Below are 19,256 nucleotides of genomic sequence, written 5' to 3'. Positions count from 1 at the left end.
CGTGCGTGGAGTTGGGGTTGTACGAGGCACTTAGACGGGGAGCAAGCAACTCGCAGTCGATATTGATGACAAATCGTCATTTAAAAAATGACATAAACGCTATCGAGCCTTCGGTGTCGTGCGCGCACAATAAACCAGATCCTCGGTTCGAAAGCGTCTCGACGGGTTCTTGAGTGGTTGTCTTCCATGAAATCGAAGCACGCTTTGTGTTCGTGATGTTATGCAGATATTGAGGAATACACATGAAAGACGATCAGGAAGCAAAATCAGATCTGGCCGACGGCGATGCACACCAAGGAGGGGGCGGCGTGGCGATGACTCGCCGCGGTCTATTCCGGTCAACTCTCGCCGCCGCGACGTCAGTGGCGCTGAATGGCGTCCAGGCTGCACCCGTCCCTACGTCGACGCAGGGCAGGTCTCACGCTCCGCGTGCGAACAATCTTGTTCGCATATCGGTCACGATCAATGGCGTTGCGCATCGTGTAGAGGTGCGCTCCGACGTGACGTTGCTCGATCTGCTGCGGGAGCAGTTGCACCTCACCGGTGCCAAGAAAGGTTGCAACCGCGGGGAGTGCGGCGCCTGTACGGTTATGCTGGACGGAAGACGAGTCAACTCCTGTTTCGTTCTCGCGGCCACCCTGGAGAGCCGGCACGTGACGACGGTCGAGGGACTCGCGGCTGGCGATTCGTTGCATCCGGTGCAGCGTGCTTTCATAAAATGCGATGCTTTCCAGTGCGGGTTCTGCACGTCGGGGCAGATCATGTCTGCGGTCGGCTGCATTGAAGAGGGGCACACCAAGTCCAATGCGGAAATTCGGGAATGGATGAGCGGAAACATCTGTCGATGTTCGGCCTACCCTCAAATCGCCGAGGCAGTCCAGACGGCTTCGGTCGAAATGCACGGAGGCGTCCATGGAACCGTTTGAATACGAGCGGGTGTCATCGACAGGTGAAGCACTCGCACTTGCCCATTCCAGTGGGTCAGCGTTCCTTGCAGGTGGCACCGAGCTGTTGAACTGGATGCGCATTGGGATCGAGCGGCCAACGAAGATCATTGATATCGGTCGAATTGAGGGCTTGTCGGAGATCCGTCAGACATCGTCCGGCGGGCTGACTATCGGTGCGTTGAGCAAGCTGAACGATATCGCCCAGCATCCGCAGGTCATGCGTGACTATCCTGTCCTCTCGCAGTCGATATTGAAGGCTGCATCGGCGCAAATCCGGAATCTGGCGACGATAGGTGGAAATCCGCTGCAACGTGTGCGATGCCCATATTTCCGCGCGGACGAGCCGACACCCTGTAATAAACGCGTTGCGGGTTCGGGCTGTGCTGCGCTGCACGGTTTCAACGAGAAGCACGCCATTTTCGGCTGGACCGAGGACTGTGTGGCCGTACAACCATCCGACCCAGCGGTCTCGCTTGCGGCCCTCGACGCGGTATTCATAACCGACCGTCCCGGGGGAGGCCGGCGAATTCCAGCGCGCGACTTCCACGTGCTGCCCGGCGAGAACCCGGCGGCGCATCACCGACTCGCGGGCGGGGAGTTGATTACGGCGGTTGAACTGCCGAGAGCCTGGCCAAAGTCCGCCTATCTGAAGATTCGCGAGCGCGAAAGCTACGAGTACGCGACTGTGTCGACAGCCGTGGCGCTCGACCTTGACGGTGACGTCATCACGAATGCGCGGATCGCGCTGGGTTCGGTGGCGATGCGGCCATGGAGGTTGGACGAAACTGAGCGCAGGCTGGTTGGTCAGCGTCTGGGCTCCGCAGGCATAAATGCGGCCGTCGACGCAGGTCTTGTCGATGCGCGCCCACTCTCGCGCAACGGCTATAAGGTTGTTATCGCACGCAACGCAGTATTGCGCACCATCGATACGGCAGCGAGGACATGATGAGCAATCTGGGTCAATCCATCCCCCGGCATGACGGCCCCATCAAGGTCACAGGTTCCGCGCTCTATGCGGGCGACCGGAACCTCCCGTCCCAACTCTATGCGGTGTTCGTCAATGCGACGATTCCAGCAGGACGGGTCGTCTCGATCGAGACGACGGCCGCTCTGGCACGAGTCGGCGTGGTCAGAGTATTGAAGGCGTCCGACATGCCGCGCGTGCATCGGAAGCTGGACGAAATCAGCGTGCCACCGCTTGCGACGCGATTCATGCCCATGCAATCGGACGACATCGTCTACGAGGGACAGCCGGTTGCCATGGTGTTGGCTGAGAGTTTGCAGGCAGCCGAAGCGGGCGCAGCTGTCGTCCGCGTGCGCTATGAAAGGCGCCCGTTTGTCGTACCTGACACCGCGCCTGCCGCAGACGTTGCTCCAGATAAGGGTAATTATTCGAAAGCGAATGCACTCGAATTCCACAAGGGCGATGCCGCTGGGGCGATTGCGGGTGCTGCAGTCCGCGCAGGCGGCGAATATACGCAACCCTCTCGTCATGGCAATCCGATGGAGCCGTGCGCCATTCTCGCGGTTTGGGAGGGCGGGAGGCTGACTGTGTACGATGCGGTGCAGCATCTTCCAGCAGTGCAGAACACACTGGCGGCGGCATTCGGAATCGATCATTCTAAAGTTCGCGTTGTCGCCCCGCACACGGGCGGAGGCTTTGGCACCAAAGCCTTTGTATGGCCTCATGAAATCCTGGTCAGCATGGCTGCCCGCGTCGCGGGTCGGCCGGTCAAGATGGTGCTGACCCGCCAGCAGCAGTACGGCATGGTCGGCTATCAACCCCAGATGACCCATGAAGTACGTCTTGGTTCGGATTCGCAGGGTAGGCTTCTCGGTGTTAGCCATGAGGCCGTAAATGTCACAGGTGTGACCGACGACTATGTGGAATTTGGTGCAGTACCCGCGAAGTCCTTCTACGCCTGCGAGAACATTTCTGCTACCCACCGAATCCGCCGTGGTCACGTTGTATTGCCGACCTTCATGCGTTCACCCTGGGATGGTCCGGGGTCCTGGGCACTGGGCTCGGCCATGGATGAACTGGCGAGATCTTTAAACGTCGATCCTCTCGATCTGCGCCTGGCTAACTACACGGAGCTGGACCCCGAGAGCGGAAAGCCGTGGTCGTCGAAAAAGCTGCGGGAGGCCTACGACGAAGGCGCAAGACGCTTCGGGTGGCGCGAACGTCCGAAAGGCGGAACGCTTGACGGTCACTGGCGGATCGGATGCGGAATGGCGGACTGCAGCCAGGGGCAGGCACGGTTTCACTCGACCGCGAAGGTGAGGCTACGCGCGGACGGGACGGCTCAACTTGAATCAAGCTTCTGCGACATTGGCACGGGGCCTGCCACGGTGTTTCCTCAGATCGTTGCCGACGTGCTCGGGCTGGACCCGGCGCAGGTGACGGCGCTATCGGGCGACACGAACCTGCCGTATGCCGGGCCCACCTACGGATCGAGCACCACAATAAGCACGGGTGCCGCTGTACAAAAGGCCGCACAGGATGTTCGGTCCAAACTGGCGAGGCTCGCCGGTTGGCCCGCGGACCAGGTTTCGCTGGAGGGCGGACGGATCGCTTACGGCAGTACGTCGCGCACTATCCGGGACATTCTGGGCGAAGCTGGTGTGGCCGAACTCGCTTCGGAAGGCGCATTTGATTTGCCTGGCAACGCGCCGGTCGATATGGGTTCTCCGGGATTCCCCACGCGATCTTTCGGGGTTGTCTTTGTGGAAGTCGCTGTTGATCCCGAGCTGGGACTGCTGCGACTTCGCCGGGCAACAGGAGTCTATAGCGCGGGCCGAATCATCAACTCCATGACGTCCCGATCACAAATGATCGGCGGCATTGTCTGGGGCTGGGGTATGGCCGCCATGGAGGCCAGCCACTACGAGCCGACACTCGGGCGCTGGCTTGCAAAAGATCTTGCGGGCGTTCCCATCCCGGTGAACGCGGACATCCCACCTGACATAGACGTGGCGTTTATCGACGAATTCGACGCGAACTCCGGTCCGCTTGGTGCCAAGGGGATCGGTGAACTCGGCGCGACAGGCGTCGCAGCGGCCGTAGCGAATGCTGTATTCGACGCAATCGGCGTACGTGTACGCGATCTGCCAATCACACCTGACAAGCTCATCCAAACGTAAAGCGGTGTGACGAGGCGTCTGACCGGTTGAGTGTGCCGTGTGCCGCTATCGCTCGGTCGGCCCGGCGGCCCCATGATGCGGCCGCAGCGACGCCAGGGGATGCTGTATTCATCGCTGTACGGTAGATCAGGAAGTACCCCAGGTTCTGCAAAAAAATTGGCTGACGACAGATGAGTCTCTTGACATTTGCCTTGGCGACTTATAATTTATCAAATAATAAACAAGGAGACGGAAATGGTACATCGTTACGACGCAAACAAATTCACGCTGGACCACGTGCGTAGCACCGCCGAGCGGTGCAAGAACTGGGGTAAGTGGGGCCCCGACGACGAAATCGGAACCCTCAACTACGTCGCGGAAGAGGATATCCAGGCCGCAGCGAAGCTTGTCCGCAAAGGCAAGGTGTTCTCCCTCGGTTTGAACTTCGATCGCGACGGTCCGCAGAAAGGGCACTGGGGAAATCGCTTTAACCCGATCCACACGATGCTCGCCACCGGGACCGACGCGGTTGCCGGAAACCAGGACGCGGGCGGTCTTAGATATGCGGATGACGCCGTTTCGCTGCCACTGCAGTGCGGCACACAGTGGGACGCCCTTAGTCATATCTTCTTCGACGACAAGATGTGGAACGGCTACGACGCACGACTTGTGGATAGCGATGGCGCGCAGAAGAACGGCATTGAGAAGACGAAGGCGAAGATGGTAGGCCGCGGTGTGTTGCTCGACGTTGCGCGCTATCTGGGTGTCCATTCGCTGCGGGACGGCGATGCAATCTCGATCGAGGATCTCGAGGCGACACAGCGAGCTCAGGGTGTGACCGTGCGTCGAGGCGACTTTGTGATCGTGCGGACGGGTCATATGGAGCGTTGTCTTCACGAGGGGGACTGGGGCGGATACGCAGGTGGTTCGGCTCCAGGTCTCGCCTTTGAGACGGCGAACTGGGTGCATGACAAACAGATCGCGGCAATTTGCACTGACACATGGGGATGTGAAGTGCGCCCGAATGAAACCGACGACTGCACGCAGCCGTGGCATTGGGTCGTGATCCCGATGATTGGGATCAGCATGGGGGAGATTTTCTACGTGAAGGAACTCGCGGAGGACTGTGCGAAAGATGGCGTGTACGAGTTCATGTTCACCGCGCCGCCATTGCCGATTACGAAAGCAGTTGGCTCGCCTCTCAATCCGCTCGCCATCAAGTAGTTCCTTGAACGGTACATCGGAAGAGCGGGATGCCGAAGATAACTCCACGGGAACAATGATGCGGTCGCAGAAATCGTCTTCAGACCTTGACGGTCTGGTGGCTCTCGTGACGGGAGCCGGGAGAGGGCTCGGTGCAGAAATCGCAGGCGCGCTCGCACAACGTGGCGCCAAAGTCTACGCACTAAGTCGCAGTGCGAGCGAACTTGACGAGGTGGTCACGAAAATCCACGACGCCGGCGGTCAGGCGTCTGCACTCGTATGCGATGTCACAGATGTCGACGCGTTTTCTGCGATGGTCGACCGCATGGATCGGCTGGATGTCCTCGTGAACAACGCGGGAACGAATTTCCCGACCGAATTCGTTGACGTTACTTTGGAGCAGCTCGACATCATGCTGACGCTCAACGTGCGATCAATGTTTACGGTAGCGCAGTCGTGTGCTCGCAAGATGATTGCGAGCAGTACGGGCAGAGGCTCGATTATCAACATGTCGTCGCAGATGGGGCATGTGGGTGCCATCCGTCGGTCGGTGTACTGCATGACAAAGCATGCGATCGAGGGGCTTACCAAGGCGATGGCGCTGGAGCTCGCCGCATACCGCATCTGCGTGAATACGGTAGCTCCAACATTCGTCGAGACTCCGATGACGAAGTCCTTCTTCGAGGACGCCAGGTTTCATAGCTGGGTCATGGAGCGATTGCCAATGGGGCGGCTGTTACCGGCGGAGGATGTCGCGGCGGCCGTTTGTTACCTGGCGTCACCCGCAGCTGCGATGGTGACAGGAACAAGTCTGAGGATAGACGGAGGCTGGACTGCGCAGTGATGGAAGCAGCAGATGGCGCGCTGCATGCCGTAACCGCTAGCAGCGACGATATCGCTACACAGACTAAATTACAGATGGAGACAGCTCATGCAACCCTTCACGCAGCGGCGGGACTTGCTGAATCAATACGCGAGTTCGCGACCCACAAAGCGCTACTTCGGCGCATTCTCCGTGTTTTGCCTCGGCTTTACACTCGACTTCTTTGACTTTTACCTCGTCGGCTTCCTGCTCGCTGTTCTCGGTCCAGGATGGCACCTGACGTATGGAGAATCGTCGCTGATTCTCCTTAGCGCTGGGGCCGGTGCGATCGTGGGTTCGCTATTCAGTGGCTCTCTGGCGGATGCGTTTGGCCGAAAGCGCGTGTTGTTGATCAGTACAACGATCTGCGGATTCGGTGCAGGCGCGGTTGCATTCCTACCGGAAGGGGCGTGGTTGGGGTTCGCCGCGTTGCGCTTTCTCGTCGGCTGCGGGCTTGCAGGCGCAGCGACGACACAGACAGTTCTTCTCGTCGAGCACACACCTGCGAGCTATCGCACGCGGTTGACAGGTTTTCCGTTCATCGCCGCTTCTGTCGGATCGCTGATTGCGTCGATTTCCGCCGCGACCCTTCTGCACGCATTCGGTTGGCGAGGCGTCGCAGCCCTGGGTTTTGCACCGCTGCTCGTGACGTTGTTCGCTACGCTGTTCGTCCCCGAATCAGGACAGTGGCTGATCAGCAAAGGGCGGTTTAGCGAGGCACGCAACGTATTCGCGCTCCTGCTCGGCGTGGATGCTGATGACCTACCCACGATGACTACAGCGACGAGCGTTACAAATGCGCCTGCGCCCAATGGGCGGATCAGCGAGCTACTTTTGTTTCCCGGTCGCACACTACTGGTGATCGTGACGTGGGCCGCACTGAGTACGGCTGGCTACGGAGTCTATCTCTGGGGGCCAACGATCGTCGCGTTGCTGCTAAAGATATCGCCTGCAGAAGCCGCCAGATACTTCATCGTCGTAGCGCTCGCGGGAATTGCTGGCCGGCTGCTTCTTTCCTTGCTACCCAGGTGGATGATGCGTAGGAGGGTTTGCGCTCTTTTCGGCTTTGGCATCGCGCTCTCGCTTGGTGTCGCCGGGCTGGGCGCCCAGCATACCGTCGCGGGATTTCCGTTCTTTGTGGCCATGGTTGCGGTTGGTGCTCTATTTTTCGACGGTGGCTGGTGCGTGATCGGCCCTTATTCGGCGGAAATATTCCCCACACGGCTTGCAGCTCGCGCCATCGGAGTAGGCCAGGCCGCCAACGGCATTGGCAAGATTCTCGGCCCGTTGTGCCTCGCCGTTATTGCGGGAACGGGCAACGTCATCACACCGCGCGCAACAACAGATGCGGTTCTTCCCGCGTTTCTGTTTCTCGCCGGTTGTGGTCTTCTGATCGGCATTCTGTTTGCCGTGCTGGCTCCCGCTGACGCCTCTGAACGAGGCGAAACCGGCATTGAAACGCTATCAGATACACCTGGACACGCGGTCAACGGCATCGCCCATTGAACACGGTCGAGATAGAGGGGCTGTCGCGCCCTAGACCCCAGGATTCACCTGAAAGAGGAAGAAACGAAATGACTTCAACGAGACTTGAGCCCGATCATGCGCCGGCTGGCGAATCACGGGCGCTGAGGACCGAGACCCGGCTGGGTATGATTATCGAATGGGATGTGCCGATCAGAATGAACGATGGCACTGTCCTGAGGGCGGACATATTCCGGCCGGCCAAAGAGGGCCGTTTTCCGGTCCTGATGTCGCATGGACCCTATGGAAAGCTGTTGCATTTCGAAGACGGCTACAAGACGGCGTGGGACCGGATGGTGGACGAGCATCCCGACGTGGCAGCTGGCTCCTCCAATGCCTATCAGAGCTGGGAGGTAGCGGACCCGGAGAAATGGGTGCCGCACGATTACATCTGCGTCCGCGTCGACAGCCGCGGTGCGGGCCGCTCGCCGGGCTACCTTGAGACATGGTCGGCTCAGGAGATCAAGGACTTCGCGCGTTGCATCGACTGGGCGGGTGTCCAACCCTGGTGTAATGGAAAGGTCGGGTTAAGCGGTATCTCGTACTATGCAAACAATCAGTGGCAGGTTGCTGCGGAAAAGCCGAAGCACCTCGCTGCGATCTGTGTCTGGGAAGGCTTCCAGGATTACTACCGGGAGATGTTTTTCCACGGTGGGATCTACTGCACGTTCGCTCAGAACTGGTACGACATGCAGGTGAAGACCGTGCAACACGGTCTCGGCAAGCGCGGGTATCGTAGCCGCTTGAATGGCGAATGGGTGTCGGGCCCCGCGACGCTGACCGAGGAAGAACTCGGTAGCAACAGGATCGACATGTGGGACGAGATCATCAAGCATCCGTTGATCGATGAATTTCACACATGCCGCACGCCCGACTGGAACGATATCGAAGTGCCTGTGCTGTCGGCTGCTAACTGGGGCGGTCAGGGGCTCCATCCACGCGGCAATTTCGAAGGTTACATGCTCGCGGCCTCGAAGCAGAAGTGGCTCGAGGTTCACGGTATCGAGCACTGGACGCACTACTACACCGATTACGGCATCGCCATCCAGAGGCGGTTTTTCGATTACTTCCTGAAGGGCGAGAGCAACGGCTGGGATCAGGAACCGAAGGTACGCTTACAGGTTCGCCATCCGGGGGAGACATTCGTCGAGCGCTTTGAGGAGAACTGGCCGATCCCGCACACGCAGTGGACTCGTTACCACCTTCACGCTGAGGGTCACGTGCTGGATACCTTGCAGCAGCAACAGGTTGCGAGACTGCCATTCGACGCGCTGGGTGACGGCCTCACATTTGTTACGCCACCGGTTGAGGAGGAGGTGGAGGTGACCGGGCCTATCGCAGCGCGACTTCATGTGTCGTCTACGACAAAGGACGCCGATCTGTTTCTGGTCTTGCGTGTATTTTCTGCCGACTTCAATGAGGTGGTATTTGTCGGGGCCTTGGACCCTCACACGCCGATCGCACAGGGGTGGCTGCGCGCGTCCCACCGGAAGCTCGACCCGGATAAATCGCTGCCTTTCCGGCCGTATCACACTCACGATGAGATTCAACCACTCACGCCTGGCCAGATCTACGAACTCGATATTGAGCTGTGGCCGACGTCAATCGTTGTGCCGCCGGGAGCGCGTATCGCCCTGAGCGTGCGCGGCAAGGATTACGTCTACCCAGGCGGGAGCGGTGGCAAGTTGTCGAACATGAAGAATGAGTTTACCGGTTGTGGCCCGTTTCTCCACGATGATCCTCGTGACCGGCCTGCCGACGTGTTCGGTGGCACAACGACACTGCACCTGGGTGGTGGACGTGAGAACTACGTGCTCTTGCCGATAGTGCCAAAGGTGAAATAGTCGCTCTGGCTTGTTCGGTACGCGATGTAAGGAGCCACCTGCGAGTGGCTCCTTACGCGTAGCACAACCAGGCGGTCTGAAAGTTTTTCAGACCGCGGCTCCGCCGTACGGCACCTCCTTGTGTCCGTAACGGCGCACCCGCAGATTAGCCTGTTCGCCATGACCGGCGAACCCTTCTAGCGCGCACAGGCGGGAACAGTATTCACCGATCAACGCAGACGCTTCGTCGGTGATTACCTTCTGATACGTGCAGGTCTTCAGGAATTTGCCCACCCAAAGCCCACCGGTATAGCGCGCCGCCTTCTTCGTGGGTAGCGTATGGTTCGTGCCGATGGCCTTGTCGCCGAACGCAACGTTCGTGCGCGGGCCGAGAAAGAGCGCACCGTAGTTGGTCATATTTTTCAGGAAATAGTCAACGTCGCGGGTCAGCACCTGAACATGTTCGGAGGCGATGTCGTTGGCGATCTTGACCATCTCCTCGTCGCTGTCCGCAACAATGACTTCGCCGTATTTATCCCACGATTTGCGGGCAATGTCGGCGGTCGGGAGGATTTTAAGCAGCCGCTCGATTTCCGTCAGCGTCTCACGCGCGAGCTTTTCGGAGGTTGTCAGTAATACGGCGGGTGAGTCCGGACCGTGTTCTGCCTGTCCGAGCAGATCGGTCGCGCACATCTCAGCGTCGACCGATTCGTCCGCGATCACGAGTGTCTCTGTCGGACCTGCGAAGAGGTCGATGCCAACGCGACCGAAAAGCTGCCGCTTGGCTTCTGCGACGAAGGCGTTACCCGGGCCGACCAGAATGTCTACCGGTGCAATCTTCTCTGTGCCGATTGCCATGGCGCCGATCGCCTGGATGCCCCCGAGGCAATAGATCTCGTTCGCACCGGCCATATGCTGTGCAGCGACGATGGCGGGGGCTGGCTTGCCGTGGAAGGGCGGTGCGCAGGTAATGATGCGTGGCACACCGGCGACACGAGCGGTGATGACCGACATGTGCGCGGAAGCCAGTAGCGGGTATTTACCGGCCGGCACATAACATCCTGCGGCGTTGATTGGAATGTTCTTGTGCCCGAGGATTACGCCGGGAAGCGTTTCTACTTCGATGTCGAGGATTGATTCCCGTTGGTGTCGTGCGAAATTTTCCACCTGCCTCTGCGCGAATTCGATGTCCGCGATGTCGCGGTTGGTCAACTGGGAAAGGCAATCGTCGATTTCACGCTGCGACAACCGGTAGTCCTCGCGATCCAGCTTGTCGAACCGGATCGACAGTTCGCGCACTGCCTCATCCCCACGCGTCTCGATGTCCACAAGTGTTGCTTCTACGGTATCGCGCACTTCTTTCGCCGCGGACTTGATCACTTCGGCTTCTGCGCCGCGCTTGAGCCATTGGGCCATTTGGAGTTCTCCGTCATGTTTAGGTCAGAAATTTGCATTCGAATGCAATAGCGTTTGCATGCGAATGCAAACGCACTCCAAGAATAGCGCTCTCTTAGTGGAAGTTCAAGTTATCGATCGATAATTTGTGATTTGATGCGAGCCTGGATGGCGCTCACCGTGATGCATCGGAGCGCTTCCGCGAGCGCCAGATCCAATGGTCTGCGGACCGCACGACGCCGGTCTGTGGTATGCGCGCGGATCCACGCACGATCAATTCTCCGTCGACGATGTGCTGCACGGCGGGCGCCGCCGCGGTGGAAAGCTGACGCTCCACAACCTGGATGACTCGCTGGACCATTAGCTCGACGGGTTGCGAGTAGGTGGTCAGCCCGAAGATGGGCCATCGCGCCATCTCAATGTCGTCAAACCCGACGATGGAGAGGTCGGTACCGACCTGGAGTCCGAATTCCGCCCGGGCAAGATTGATAGCCACAAGTGCCATGTAATCGTTCGCGCAGAAAATGGCGTCTGGAGGTGTCGCGGACGACAGTAGCGTGCGTACGGCCGACTCTGTGTCAGCAGTGGAATAGTTTCCGACCACGCGTTCAACATGGCGGACCTTGCGTTCGGCGAGACCTTCCAGGAATCCCGCCTCCCGGTCCCGGCTGGTTGATGAATGTTCAAGTCCGGCGACGTACGCGAAACGCCGATGTTTGCCGGCGAGCAGGAAGGCGGCAAGCTCCTTTGCTCCTCGCCGGTTATCGCCAGTAACACTGGAAACAGAATCGCTGTCGGTCTTGCGGTTTAGCATGACCACCGGAAGACCCAGTTGCAGGCACTCGTCCGCGAAATGGGATGAAAGGCTTGTCGATATGAGAACGAGCGCATCTACCCGGTAGCGCAGCACCTCGTCAAGGATCGGGTCGGAGCCGGCCATAGGATCGGAGGTGAATAGCAATACCCGGTAGCCGATTCTGGCAAAAGAGGTGGAAAGCGCGTCAAGGGCTACCTGGTAGAAAGGGTTGGCGGTACCAGGTACCGCAACGCCAATGAGACTCGAGCGTCTGGTAATTAGCGAGCGGGCAACCAGGTTGGGGCGATAGCCAAGTTGCTGTGCCGCATCCAGGACTTTCGCGCGCATGGTCGCCGACACGCTGGCACCAGGAGTAAAGACACGAGATACCGCGGACTGGGATACGCCCGCGAGTTCAGCGACCTCATAGGCAGTAGCTGGGCGCCGTTCGGACTCCACTTCCATATTGACCGGATCGGACTTCATCTGTGCTTTCCGTTGAATCGTTGCTGTGTATCGCCGGCATGCCGTGGCTCGGGATGCAGTAAACCCAGATCATATCCTGATGGGGAAACCCCTAAGCGGGGAGTCTTGACTTCATGCATCCATGACGTATAAATTATCAATCAATAACTATCATAGAAAATGAAACGTGATGATTCTCCAGAGCATCGCGTATGTCAGGAAAAGTCACCCTCCGAGGAGCAAACAGGGCAGGAGGCGGAGATGAACTTTAACTGGGTCGCAATGTGTGGCGCGTGGCGAAGGATTTCTGCAGGATCGCGTCGCTGGCTTGATGAGGCGATCCGGCTGCGCGGCCAGGCGGAGGCAGTCTATTTTTTCGACGACGGAGATTGGAAACGGTCATCGGCGAGTGACGACGGGTTCATCGCGGATACTGCGTAGTGGATGGAAAGCCGGATTGGTCGTCTGGCTGAGCCGCGTCGACTGCCTGGTACAACAGGGGATCGCCCAATACCGGTCCTACTGTACGCATTGTCGATATAATACTTTCCGACGCGGCGTCGACGCTCCACCACATGGGAGCTACTTGGGTTTCAGTGCAGTGGCTTGTTCGCCATGAACTGGCAGCACAATCCGGGCTACGGCCAGTGGCTTTGAAAAACGCATCCGGGCCTATCGCAGCGCGTCGGCAGCCAGTTACTTTGTTGACAACGTAGCAGATGGCCATCGCCCAAGATCCAGGTCACGAGACAGCCCAAAACATGGCAACCGACTTTCGAGAGGACGCAAAGTAACGTGAACGGCAGAGCGAAATCGACCCGCACCAGCGCTGTTGCCGCTGCGGTGCCAGAAAAGCGGCGCCGGCAATCGCCCGACGAGAGGAGGGCGCAGATAATCCGGGAGAGCATCAATTTCTTTTCCGAGCATGGCTTTGCTGGTTCGACCCATGACCTGGCGAAACAGATTGGAGTCACGCAGCCGCTCATGTTTCGTTACTTCGAATCGAAAGACGATCTGATCGACGCCGTGTTCAACGCCGTGTTCACCCAACGCTGGGACAGCCAATGGCCCAAGCTGATCCGTGACCGTTCACTTCCACTTCGGGAACGGCTTGTCCGATTTTATAACTCGTACCTGAAGGTGGTCTTCAATCGAGATTGGATGAGACTTTATGTCTTCGCGGGTCTTTCGGGTGTGGAAATCAATCGCAGGTACTTTCGTATCCTTGAGCAGCGCATTCTGATGCCGCTGTGCGAGGAATTACGCGCCGAGTACAGGATGGCGTCTGCGGTCGACATTCCCATTACAGAAGACGAACTTGACTATGTATGGTCCTTTCACGGTGGGATTTTCTATCATGGAATTCGGCGTTGCGCCTTTGGCACGTCAACGGACCACGAGCTAAGCCAAACGGTTCTCGATGTAACAATTGACGCCTTCATCAACGCGGCTCCGCATGCGATCGGTCGGTTCACGGCCAAGACTCACCGCTCCTGATATTTTTCCCGCTTCGAGATAGTTGCTACACCGTAGCGTCGTTGCGCATCCCACGTTGTGTAACAAGGACAGTTCCATTTCTTGATGCCAGCGATGTCTGCTATTCGCACGACAACTCTCCTTGTCGTCCAGAACACGCAAATGGCGGTTTTGTCGCAGACGCTGTCCGCCAGTCGGCGCATGCGCGCAGCGCCCCGTCACCTGGCCTTGTCGTGTTCGGCCAGGCCGACGGCCTTGTAGTCGTAGGTGGGATAGAAATCGGTGTGATATACGCCCCAGGCGCTATCTTCAAGGACGCGATTGACCTCGCGGACCCGAGAGGCCGGCAGACGAAGCGTGACGATCTGTCCGATTCCCATTACGACGGTCCAACTGACCACCTCGACGCCAGGCGGGGGGAATGCCTTGTAGAAACCCTGTTTCGCGAGCTGTGCATTCAGCTCACTCAGTGGACGGGATTGGTCATGTCGCAAGAAGACCGTGAGCAGCACCGCGTTATCGGGTGTCGCCGTGGCTGAGCCGACTTGTGGTGCGGCAACCGTCTGGGCGGTCGAAACATCGCTCCAGCACAAAGGACTGGCTAGCGCGGCGAGCATGCCGAGCAGCCGCGCTGAGCAGCGCAACTTGTTTGTCATCTGCATGAGATTCTCCTCGAGCGTGACCGGGCGCAGATCCCGGTCACGAATCCGGCTTCCCGTGGGATCAGATACGGTCCTTGTCATGAAAGCGCTGCATCCAGTGCGGATACGGTACGTCCGGTTGGGAGACGTGATCGAGCCGGTCACGGTACTCTGGCGGGAGCAGGAGTTCTGCTGCTTGCAGATTGGCGCCAAGCTGCTCTTCGGAACTCGCCCCGATCATCACGGTTGCCACTTCGTCGCGCCCGAGTAACCACGCGAGCGCGACCTGTGCTGGCGTGGTGTTCAATGCATTTGCGACGGCGCGTAGTTCTTCAACGATGGGATCAACCTTTTTCGGGTCGATTGGTGGAAAGTTGAGATTGGTGCGTCGCCCCTTTTCAGATTGGCCGTTCTGAGCGGTGTATTTGCCGCTCAGATAACCGCCTGAAAGTGGACTCCAAACCATCAATGCCGCATCGTGCCGCCGTGCGACGGGCGCAATTTCGTGCTCGATGTCGCGTGCGGCCAGCGAGTAGTGCACCTGGTTACTGGTTATCTGCGCCCAATGCGCCTGCGACGTGATTGAGTGCGCCTGTTCGAGTTCAGAAGCGCTGAAGTTGCATACGCCGATGTGCCGGACCTTGCCCTGTGCAACCAGATCGTCGAGCGCACGCAATGTTTCATCGAGCGGTGTGAGTGCATCACGATCGTGCAGTTGCAACAGATCGATGTGGTCGCGGCCGATGCGCTTCAGGCTCGTTTCGACGGTGCGGATGATATGTGAGCGGCCAAGGCCCACCTGATTGGGGCCGGGGCCTGTGCGCAGACGCACCTTGGTCGCGATGAGCATGCGCGTTTCGTCGAGGCCAAGATCGGCCAGTACCTGGCCGACCACTACCTCGGACTGACCCTGCGAATAGGCATCGGCAGTATCAATCAGATTCACCCCCTGATCCACGGCAAGACCCACAAGACGTGCTGCCTGCTCACGATTCAAGCCGGCAATCGATGCCCAGATACCGTCACCTGCGCCGAACGTCATGGCACCAAGTGTGAGACGGGAAATACGCAGCCCGGAGCGGCCGAATGTGCAGTAGTTCATGACAGCAAATTCCGTTTATGTTGAGAACAGGTCACACAATACGGATTCAACGGTAAGTCGCCCAGAGCGTAAGATACGAAGACTCTTTTCGGTCTGAGCGAGTAATGCGATGCGTGTTGATCAGTTGGCGGCCATGCGCCTTTTTGTTCGCATTGTGGAAACGGGCTCTTTCGGTAAGGCAGCCCGATCAATGGACATGTCGTCTTCGAATGCAACGGAACGGATGGCTCGCCTTGAGGAAATCCTTGGCTTGCGACTATTGGCCCGCACGACGCGTGCAGTTGCCCCTACCGAGGCCGGTACGCGCTATTACGAGGTCTGTCGCCGGGTGCTCGGCGAACTGGACGAAGTCGAGGCTTCACTGACTTGCTCTCAAGAAGCGCTTGCGGGGCGGGTCCGGGTCAGCGCGAACATCTCGATTGCCCGGTCGATTCTCATACCACGCCTTCCTCAGTGGTTTGAACAGCATCCGCAGATCCACATCGAACTGGTGATGAATGACCGGCGCAGCGATTTTGTACGCGACGGGATCGATTTCGCGGTACGCATTGGCGGACTTGAGGATCAGGATCTGGTGCTGCGGCCATTGGGGCGTCCACGACGCGTCACGGTCGCGTCTCCCGAGTATCTGCGGAAAATGGGAAGGCCGAAGTGTCCGGAAGACCTCGCGGAACACCATCTGATCGACTTCCTGTTACCGCAACCAGGCGCACGGCTCGAGTGGGAGTTCGACAGGAAAGGGAAACGGGAGGAGCTATTTCCTCGCAGTATCGCGTCGATTGGGGATTCCGATGCCCGGCTGCAACTGGCGATCGCCGGCATGGGTATCGTGCAGAGCCTCTCCTTCATTGCGGCACCCGCACTACGCGAAGGCAAGCTGGAGCGGCTCCTGACGTCGTGGGAGACGCCAGCGCCCGAAGTGTCGATTCTTTATCCGAGAGACCGCCATCTGCCGACACGGACCCAGGTCACGATGGATGCTTTCACAACCTGGATAAGGGAGGGCATTCGTGACGCGGTTTGAGCGGCAGCGCTCGGAGCGTAGCGCATGTTCCGGCTGAGATAGTCAGCAGTTTCAAACATTCGGTTCCCGCGGGAATCGTCCATGGCAGGCTGCGCCAAAGTTGGGAACTCCACGCTCAAGCTGCCGCTCGCCTGATGGGACTATCAGCACGAAGGCGCCCCGAATCCTTTTGTTGCGTCCTGTGCGCACCAGTCAAAACTCATACGAGTCGACGACCACTCAGTGCATCGGTGTCCCGCACACAGTGAAAACCCCATCTGTCATTGCCTTGACACTCGGATTTCGTGCACTTATTCTGAATTCAGAATCTTGAATTTAGTTTTTTACCCAATTCCGCAAGCATTCTTGCCCGAGGGTTTAACCGTGCATCCATCCGCCGCGCAACTCGCGAGACCCGTTATCGGGGAGATCGAGGATTCGCCGATCGTCGATATCTGGCGGCTCGGTGTCGATCGTCCTGATGTAATCGGACTGTGGGCGGGGGAGAGCGATCTGCCGACGCCGACCTTCATTTGTGACGCCGCGAGCCGCGCGCTGGCCCAAGGGAAGACGTTTTACGGACCGAACCGCGGTATCCCACCGCTGCGGCACGCGATTCGCGACTACTACCTGCGGTTGTGCGGTCTGGAAATCGACGACTCCCGGATCGCCGTGACCTCATCCGGCATGAACGGCGTGATGCTTGTCGTACAGGCGCTCGTCGGCGCGGGCGACAACGTCGTCTGCATCACGCCTTCGTGGCCCAACATACTGCGTGCAGTGTCGATCGCAGGCGGCGAGGTACGCGAAGTCCAGCTGGATCGGGGCAGGGAAGGCTGGTCGCTCAACCCTGAGCGACTGATTACTGCCTGTGACAGCCGCACGCGTGCGATCTATCTCGCGTCGCCGGGCAATCCGACGGGGTGGGTCATCGGGGTCGAGGAGCAGCGATGGCTTGTCAACTTCGCGCGGCGGTGCGGCATAGCAGTCATCGCGGATGAGGTGTACCAGCGAATCACGTACGACTGTGACTACGCACCATCGTTTGTCGAAGTTGCTGAACCCGACGATCCGGTGTTCCTGATCAACAGCTTTTCGAAGGCTTGGGCGATGACCGGCTGGCGCATGGGCTGGATGATCTTTCCGCGGCGCTTCACTGACGTTTTTGAGAAGTTGATTCAGTTCAGTACGAGCGGTGGGCAGGCGTTCCTCCAGGAAGCCGCAACAGTCGCACTGTCGGACGGCGAGCCATTCGTGCGTGGGTTTGTCGAGCGTTGCCGCAATGGACGCGCACTCGTACTTGATCGCCTTGCTCGCATCCCTGGCGTACACGTGGTGCCAAACACCGCATCGTTCTATTCGCTGTTTGAGATCGATGGCGTGACGGACACACTTGAATTCTGCAAGCGTGCTGTTTTCGAAGCCGGCGTGGGTCTGGCGCCGGGTATCGCATTCGGCTCAGCGACAGCGCAGCAGATCCGGCTTTGTTATGCACGCAGCGAGGTACAACTCAGTGAGGCAATGGATCGGCTCGAGCGGCTGATCGCGGGCATCGACCGTCCAATGAAAAGCGGCTAAAGAGCGCATTCTTGTTCGAATGCTTCGCGTCCTGCGGACCCGCGTGAGCCGGACCCGACTCAGACGGCACACCTATGCCGAAACCCGATTATCAGGAAAATTTCAGATGTCACGCTCAACGCCGGCCTCGCCGGGCTCGCTTGCGTCGAAGGCGACGCTTGATTGTCTCTCGAAGCTGATTTCGTTCGATACCACGAGCCGCAATTCGAATCTCGCGTTGATCGAGTGGGCCGCCCAGGAACTCGAAACCGCCGGTGCACGGTTGCACTACACCTACAACAGCGACCGCACGAAGGCGAATCTGTTTGCCACCTTCGGTGCAGGTGACGGTGGAATCGTACTCTCCGGTCATTCCGATGTAGTGCCTGTCGACGGCCAGGATTGGCGCAGCGATCCATTCGTCGCGCAGATACGTGATGGCCGCGTCTATGGTCGTGGTGCTTGTGACATGAAAGGTTTCATTGCGGTGGTATTGAGTCAGGCTGAAGCATTCGGCCGCGCCGATCTGCGCGAACCATTGCATGTGGCGCTGTCGTACGACGAAGAGGTCGGCTGTCTCGGCGTGCCGGCGTTGCTCGCAGACATCGCGCAAGCAGGCTTTCGACCATCGGGTTGCATCGTTGGTGAACCTACAGGCATGAGGCTGATAGGTGCACATAAAGGAGGGCGCATCTATCGCTGCCATGTTCGCGGCTGTGCGGCGCATTCTTCGCTGACTCCACGAGGCGTCAACGCGATCGAGTACGCGTCCCGGCTCATCGCGCACATTCAGGATCTCGCTGAGCGCGAGGAGACCTGTGGCTGCCACGACGACGGCTTCGACGTTCCATTTTCGACGATCTCGACCAATACGATTGTCGGCGGCACGGCTCGCAACATCATTCCGGCCGACTGCGAATTCGATTTTGACTATCGGTTCCTGCCTGGTACTTCGCCGGATCTCTTCATCGCCTCGCTCGAGGAATATGCGCGCGAAGTCGTATTGCCGAAAATGCGCCGGAAGAATTCGCAGGCGTCAATCGAGTTCGAGTGCCTCGGCGCGATACCCGCACTCGACGCGCAGGAGCGCGACGCGATCTTTCGCCTTGCGGCCGCGCTGCTCGGTCATACGCGCGCCGAAAAAGTCGCCTACGGAACCGAAGCTTCGTTCTTTCAGGCAGCGGGCGTGCCAAGCGTGGTGTGCGGCCCCGGATCTATTGAACAGGCGCACAAGCCGGATGAATACGTGACGCTAGAGCAGTTGGCAGCCTGTGAACTCTTCGTGGCGCGCCTCGTCGAGCGCCTGTCCAGATAATCGTCTACTTGATTGCCCCAGTTC

At 58.8% G+C, this 19,256-nt stretch carries 15 protein-coding genes; 11 read left to right on the top strand and 4 right to left on the bottom strand.

Going from position 1 to position 19,256, the window contains the following annotated elements; genetic code table 11:
• Positions 1 to 242: 242 nt before the first annotated feature.
• From M0D68_RS12005 to M0D68_RS11975, 7 genes are all read left to right on the top strand, one after another.
• Entirely contained in the window at positions 243 to 926 is a 684-nt protein-coding gene (locus M0D68_RS12005; RefSeq protein WP_308112680.1) for a 2Fe-2S iron-sulfur cluster-binding protein, read from the top strand.
• Positions 913 to 1,893, top strand: a complete 981-nt coding sequence (locus M0D68_RS12000; protein WP_266224316.1) for a xanthine dehydrogenase family protein subunit M — start codon at positions 913 to 915, stop codon at positions 1,891 to 1,893. Before M0D68_RS12005 ends, M0D68_RS12000 begins: the two co-directional genes overlap by 14 nt.
• Positions 1,890 to 4,091, top strand: a complete 2,202-nt coding sequence (locus M0D68_RS11995) for a xanthine dehydrogenase family protein molybdopterin-binding subunit (protein WP_266224314.1) — start codon at positions 1,890 to 1,892, stop codon at positions 4,089 to 4,091. Before M0D68_RS12000 ends, M0D68_RS11995 begins: the two co-directional genes overlap by 4 nt.
• A 234-nt stretch (positions 4,092 to 4,325) precedes the next feature.
• Complete coding sequence (locus tag M0D68_RS11990) at positions 4,326 to 5,294, top strand: cyclase family protein (RefSeq protein ID WP_200620008.1); 969 nt, start codon at positions 4,326 to 4,328, stop codon at positions 5,292 to 5,294.
• 4 nt (positions 5,295 to 5,298) lie between these two features.
• Positions 5,299 to 6,117: an SDR family NAD(P)-dependent oxidoreductase gene (locus tag M0D68_RS11985; RefSeq protein WP_234486788.1), complete on the top strand. Its 819-nt coding sequence runs from the start codon at positions 5,299 to 5,301 to the stop codon at positions 6,115 to 6,117.
• Between the two features lie 87 nt (positions 6,118 to 6,204).
• Entirely contained in the window at positions 6,205 to 7,641 is a 1,437-nt protein-coding gene (locus M0D68_RS11980) for an MFS transporter (protein ID WP_266224312.1), read from the top strand.
• A 68-nt stretch (positions 7,642 to 7,709) separates the two neighbouring features.
• Entirely contained in the window at positions 7,710 to 9,503 is a 1,794-nt protein-coding gene (locus M0D68_RS11975) for a CocE/NonD family hydrolase (protein ID WP_266224310.1), read from the top strand.
• Between the two features lie 87 nt (positions 9,504 to 9,590).
• Here M0D68_RS11975 and hisD read toward each other — a convergent pair whose 3' ends face one another.
• Positions 9,591 to 10,898, bottom strand: coding sequence for a histidinol dehydrogenase (hisD, locus tag M0D68_RS11970; RefSeq protein ID WP_266224308.1), 1,308 nt, complete (start codon positions 10,896 to 10,898; stop codon positions 9,591 to 9,593).
• 154 nt (positions 10,899 to 11,052) lie between these two features.
• Positions 11,053 to 12,159 (bottom strand): LacI family DNA-binding transcriptional regulator, encoded by a 1,107-nt coding sequence (locus M0D68_RS11965; protein WP_266224307.1) that lies wholly within the window; start codon positions 12,157 to 12,159, stop codon positions 11,053 to 11,055.
• A gap of 774 nt (positions 12,160 to 12,933) precedes the next feature.
• Here M0D68_RS11965 and M0D68_RS11960 point away from each other — a divergent pair.
• Positions 12,934 to 13,635, top strand: a complete 702-nt coding sequence (locus M0D68_RS11960) for a TetR/AcrR family transcriptional regulator (protein WP_200620005.1) — start codon at positions 12,934 to 12,936, stop codon at positions 13,633 to 13,635.
• Positions 13,636 to 13,832: 197 nt separating this feature from the next.
• On the opposite strand, the gene M0D68_RS11955 is transcribed toward M0D68_RS11960, so the two are convergent.
• Positions 13,833 to 14,276 carry a hypothetical protein gene (locus M0D68_RS11955; RefSeq protein WP_211701560.1) on the bottom strand — a complete coding sequence of 148 codons (444 nt, stop codon included), beginning with the start codon at positions 14,274 to 14,276 and terminating at the stop codon, positions 13,833 to 13,835.
• A gap of 61 nt (positions 14,277 to 14,337) precedes the next feature.
• The gene (locus M0D68_RS11950; RefSeq protein ID WP_211701559.1) at positions 14,338 to 15,357 is read right to left on the bottom strand and encodes an aldo/keto reductase; all 1,020 of its coding nucleotides are present in this window, start codon (positions 15,355 to 15,357) and stop codon (positions 14,338 to 14,340) included.
• Positions 15,358 to 15,466: 109 nt separating this feature from the next.
• Here M0D68_RS11950 and M0D68_RS11945 point away from each other — a divergent pair, with 109 nt between their 5' ends.
• The 3 genes from M0D68_RS11945 (at position 15,467) to argE (ending at position 19,232) form a co-directional block, all read left to right on the top strand.
• Complete coding sequence (locus tag M0D68_RS11945; protein ID WP_256454959.1) at positions 15,467 to 16,381, top strand: LysR family transcriptional regulator; 915 nt, start codon at positions 15,467 to 15,469, stop codon at positions 16,379 to 16,381.
• A 363-nt stretch (positions 16,382 to 16,744) separates the two neighbouring features.
• Complete coding sequence (locus tag M0D68_RS11940) at positions 16,745 to 17,938, top strand: pyridoxal phosphate-dependent aminotransferase (RefSeq protein WP_256454960.1); 1,194 nt, start codon at positions 16,745 to 16,747, stop codon at positions 17,936 to 17,938.
• A 106-nt stretch (positions 17,939 to 18,044) separates the two neighbouring features.
• Positions 18,045 to 19,232, top strand: coding sequence for an acetylornithine deacetylase (argE, locus tag M0D68_RS11935; RefSeq protein WP_256454961.1), 1,188 nt, complete (start codon positions 18,045 to 18,047; stop codon positions 19,230 to 19,232).
• Positions 19,233 to 19,256 lie beyond the last annotated feature (24 nt).

Source organism: Paraburkholderia sp. SEWSISQ10-3 4 (assembly GCF_030464785.1).
GTDB lineage: Bacteria > Pseudomonadota > Gammaproteobacteria > Burkholderiales > Burkholderiaceae > Paraburkholderia > Paraburkholderia aspalathi.
The sequence above is the reverse complement of the archived record's forward strand: the minus strand, read 5'-3'. Positions and strand labels throughout refer to the sequence as shown.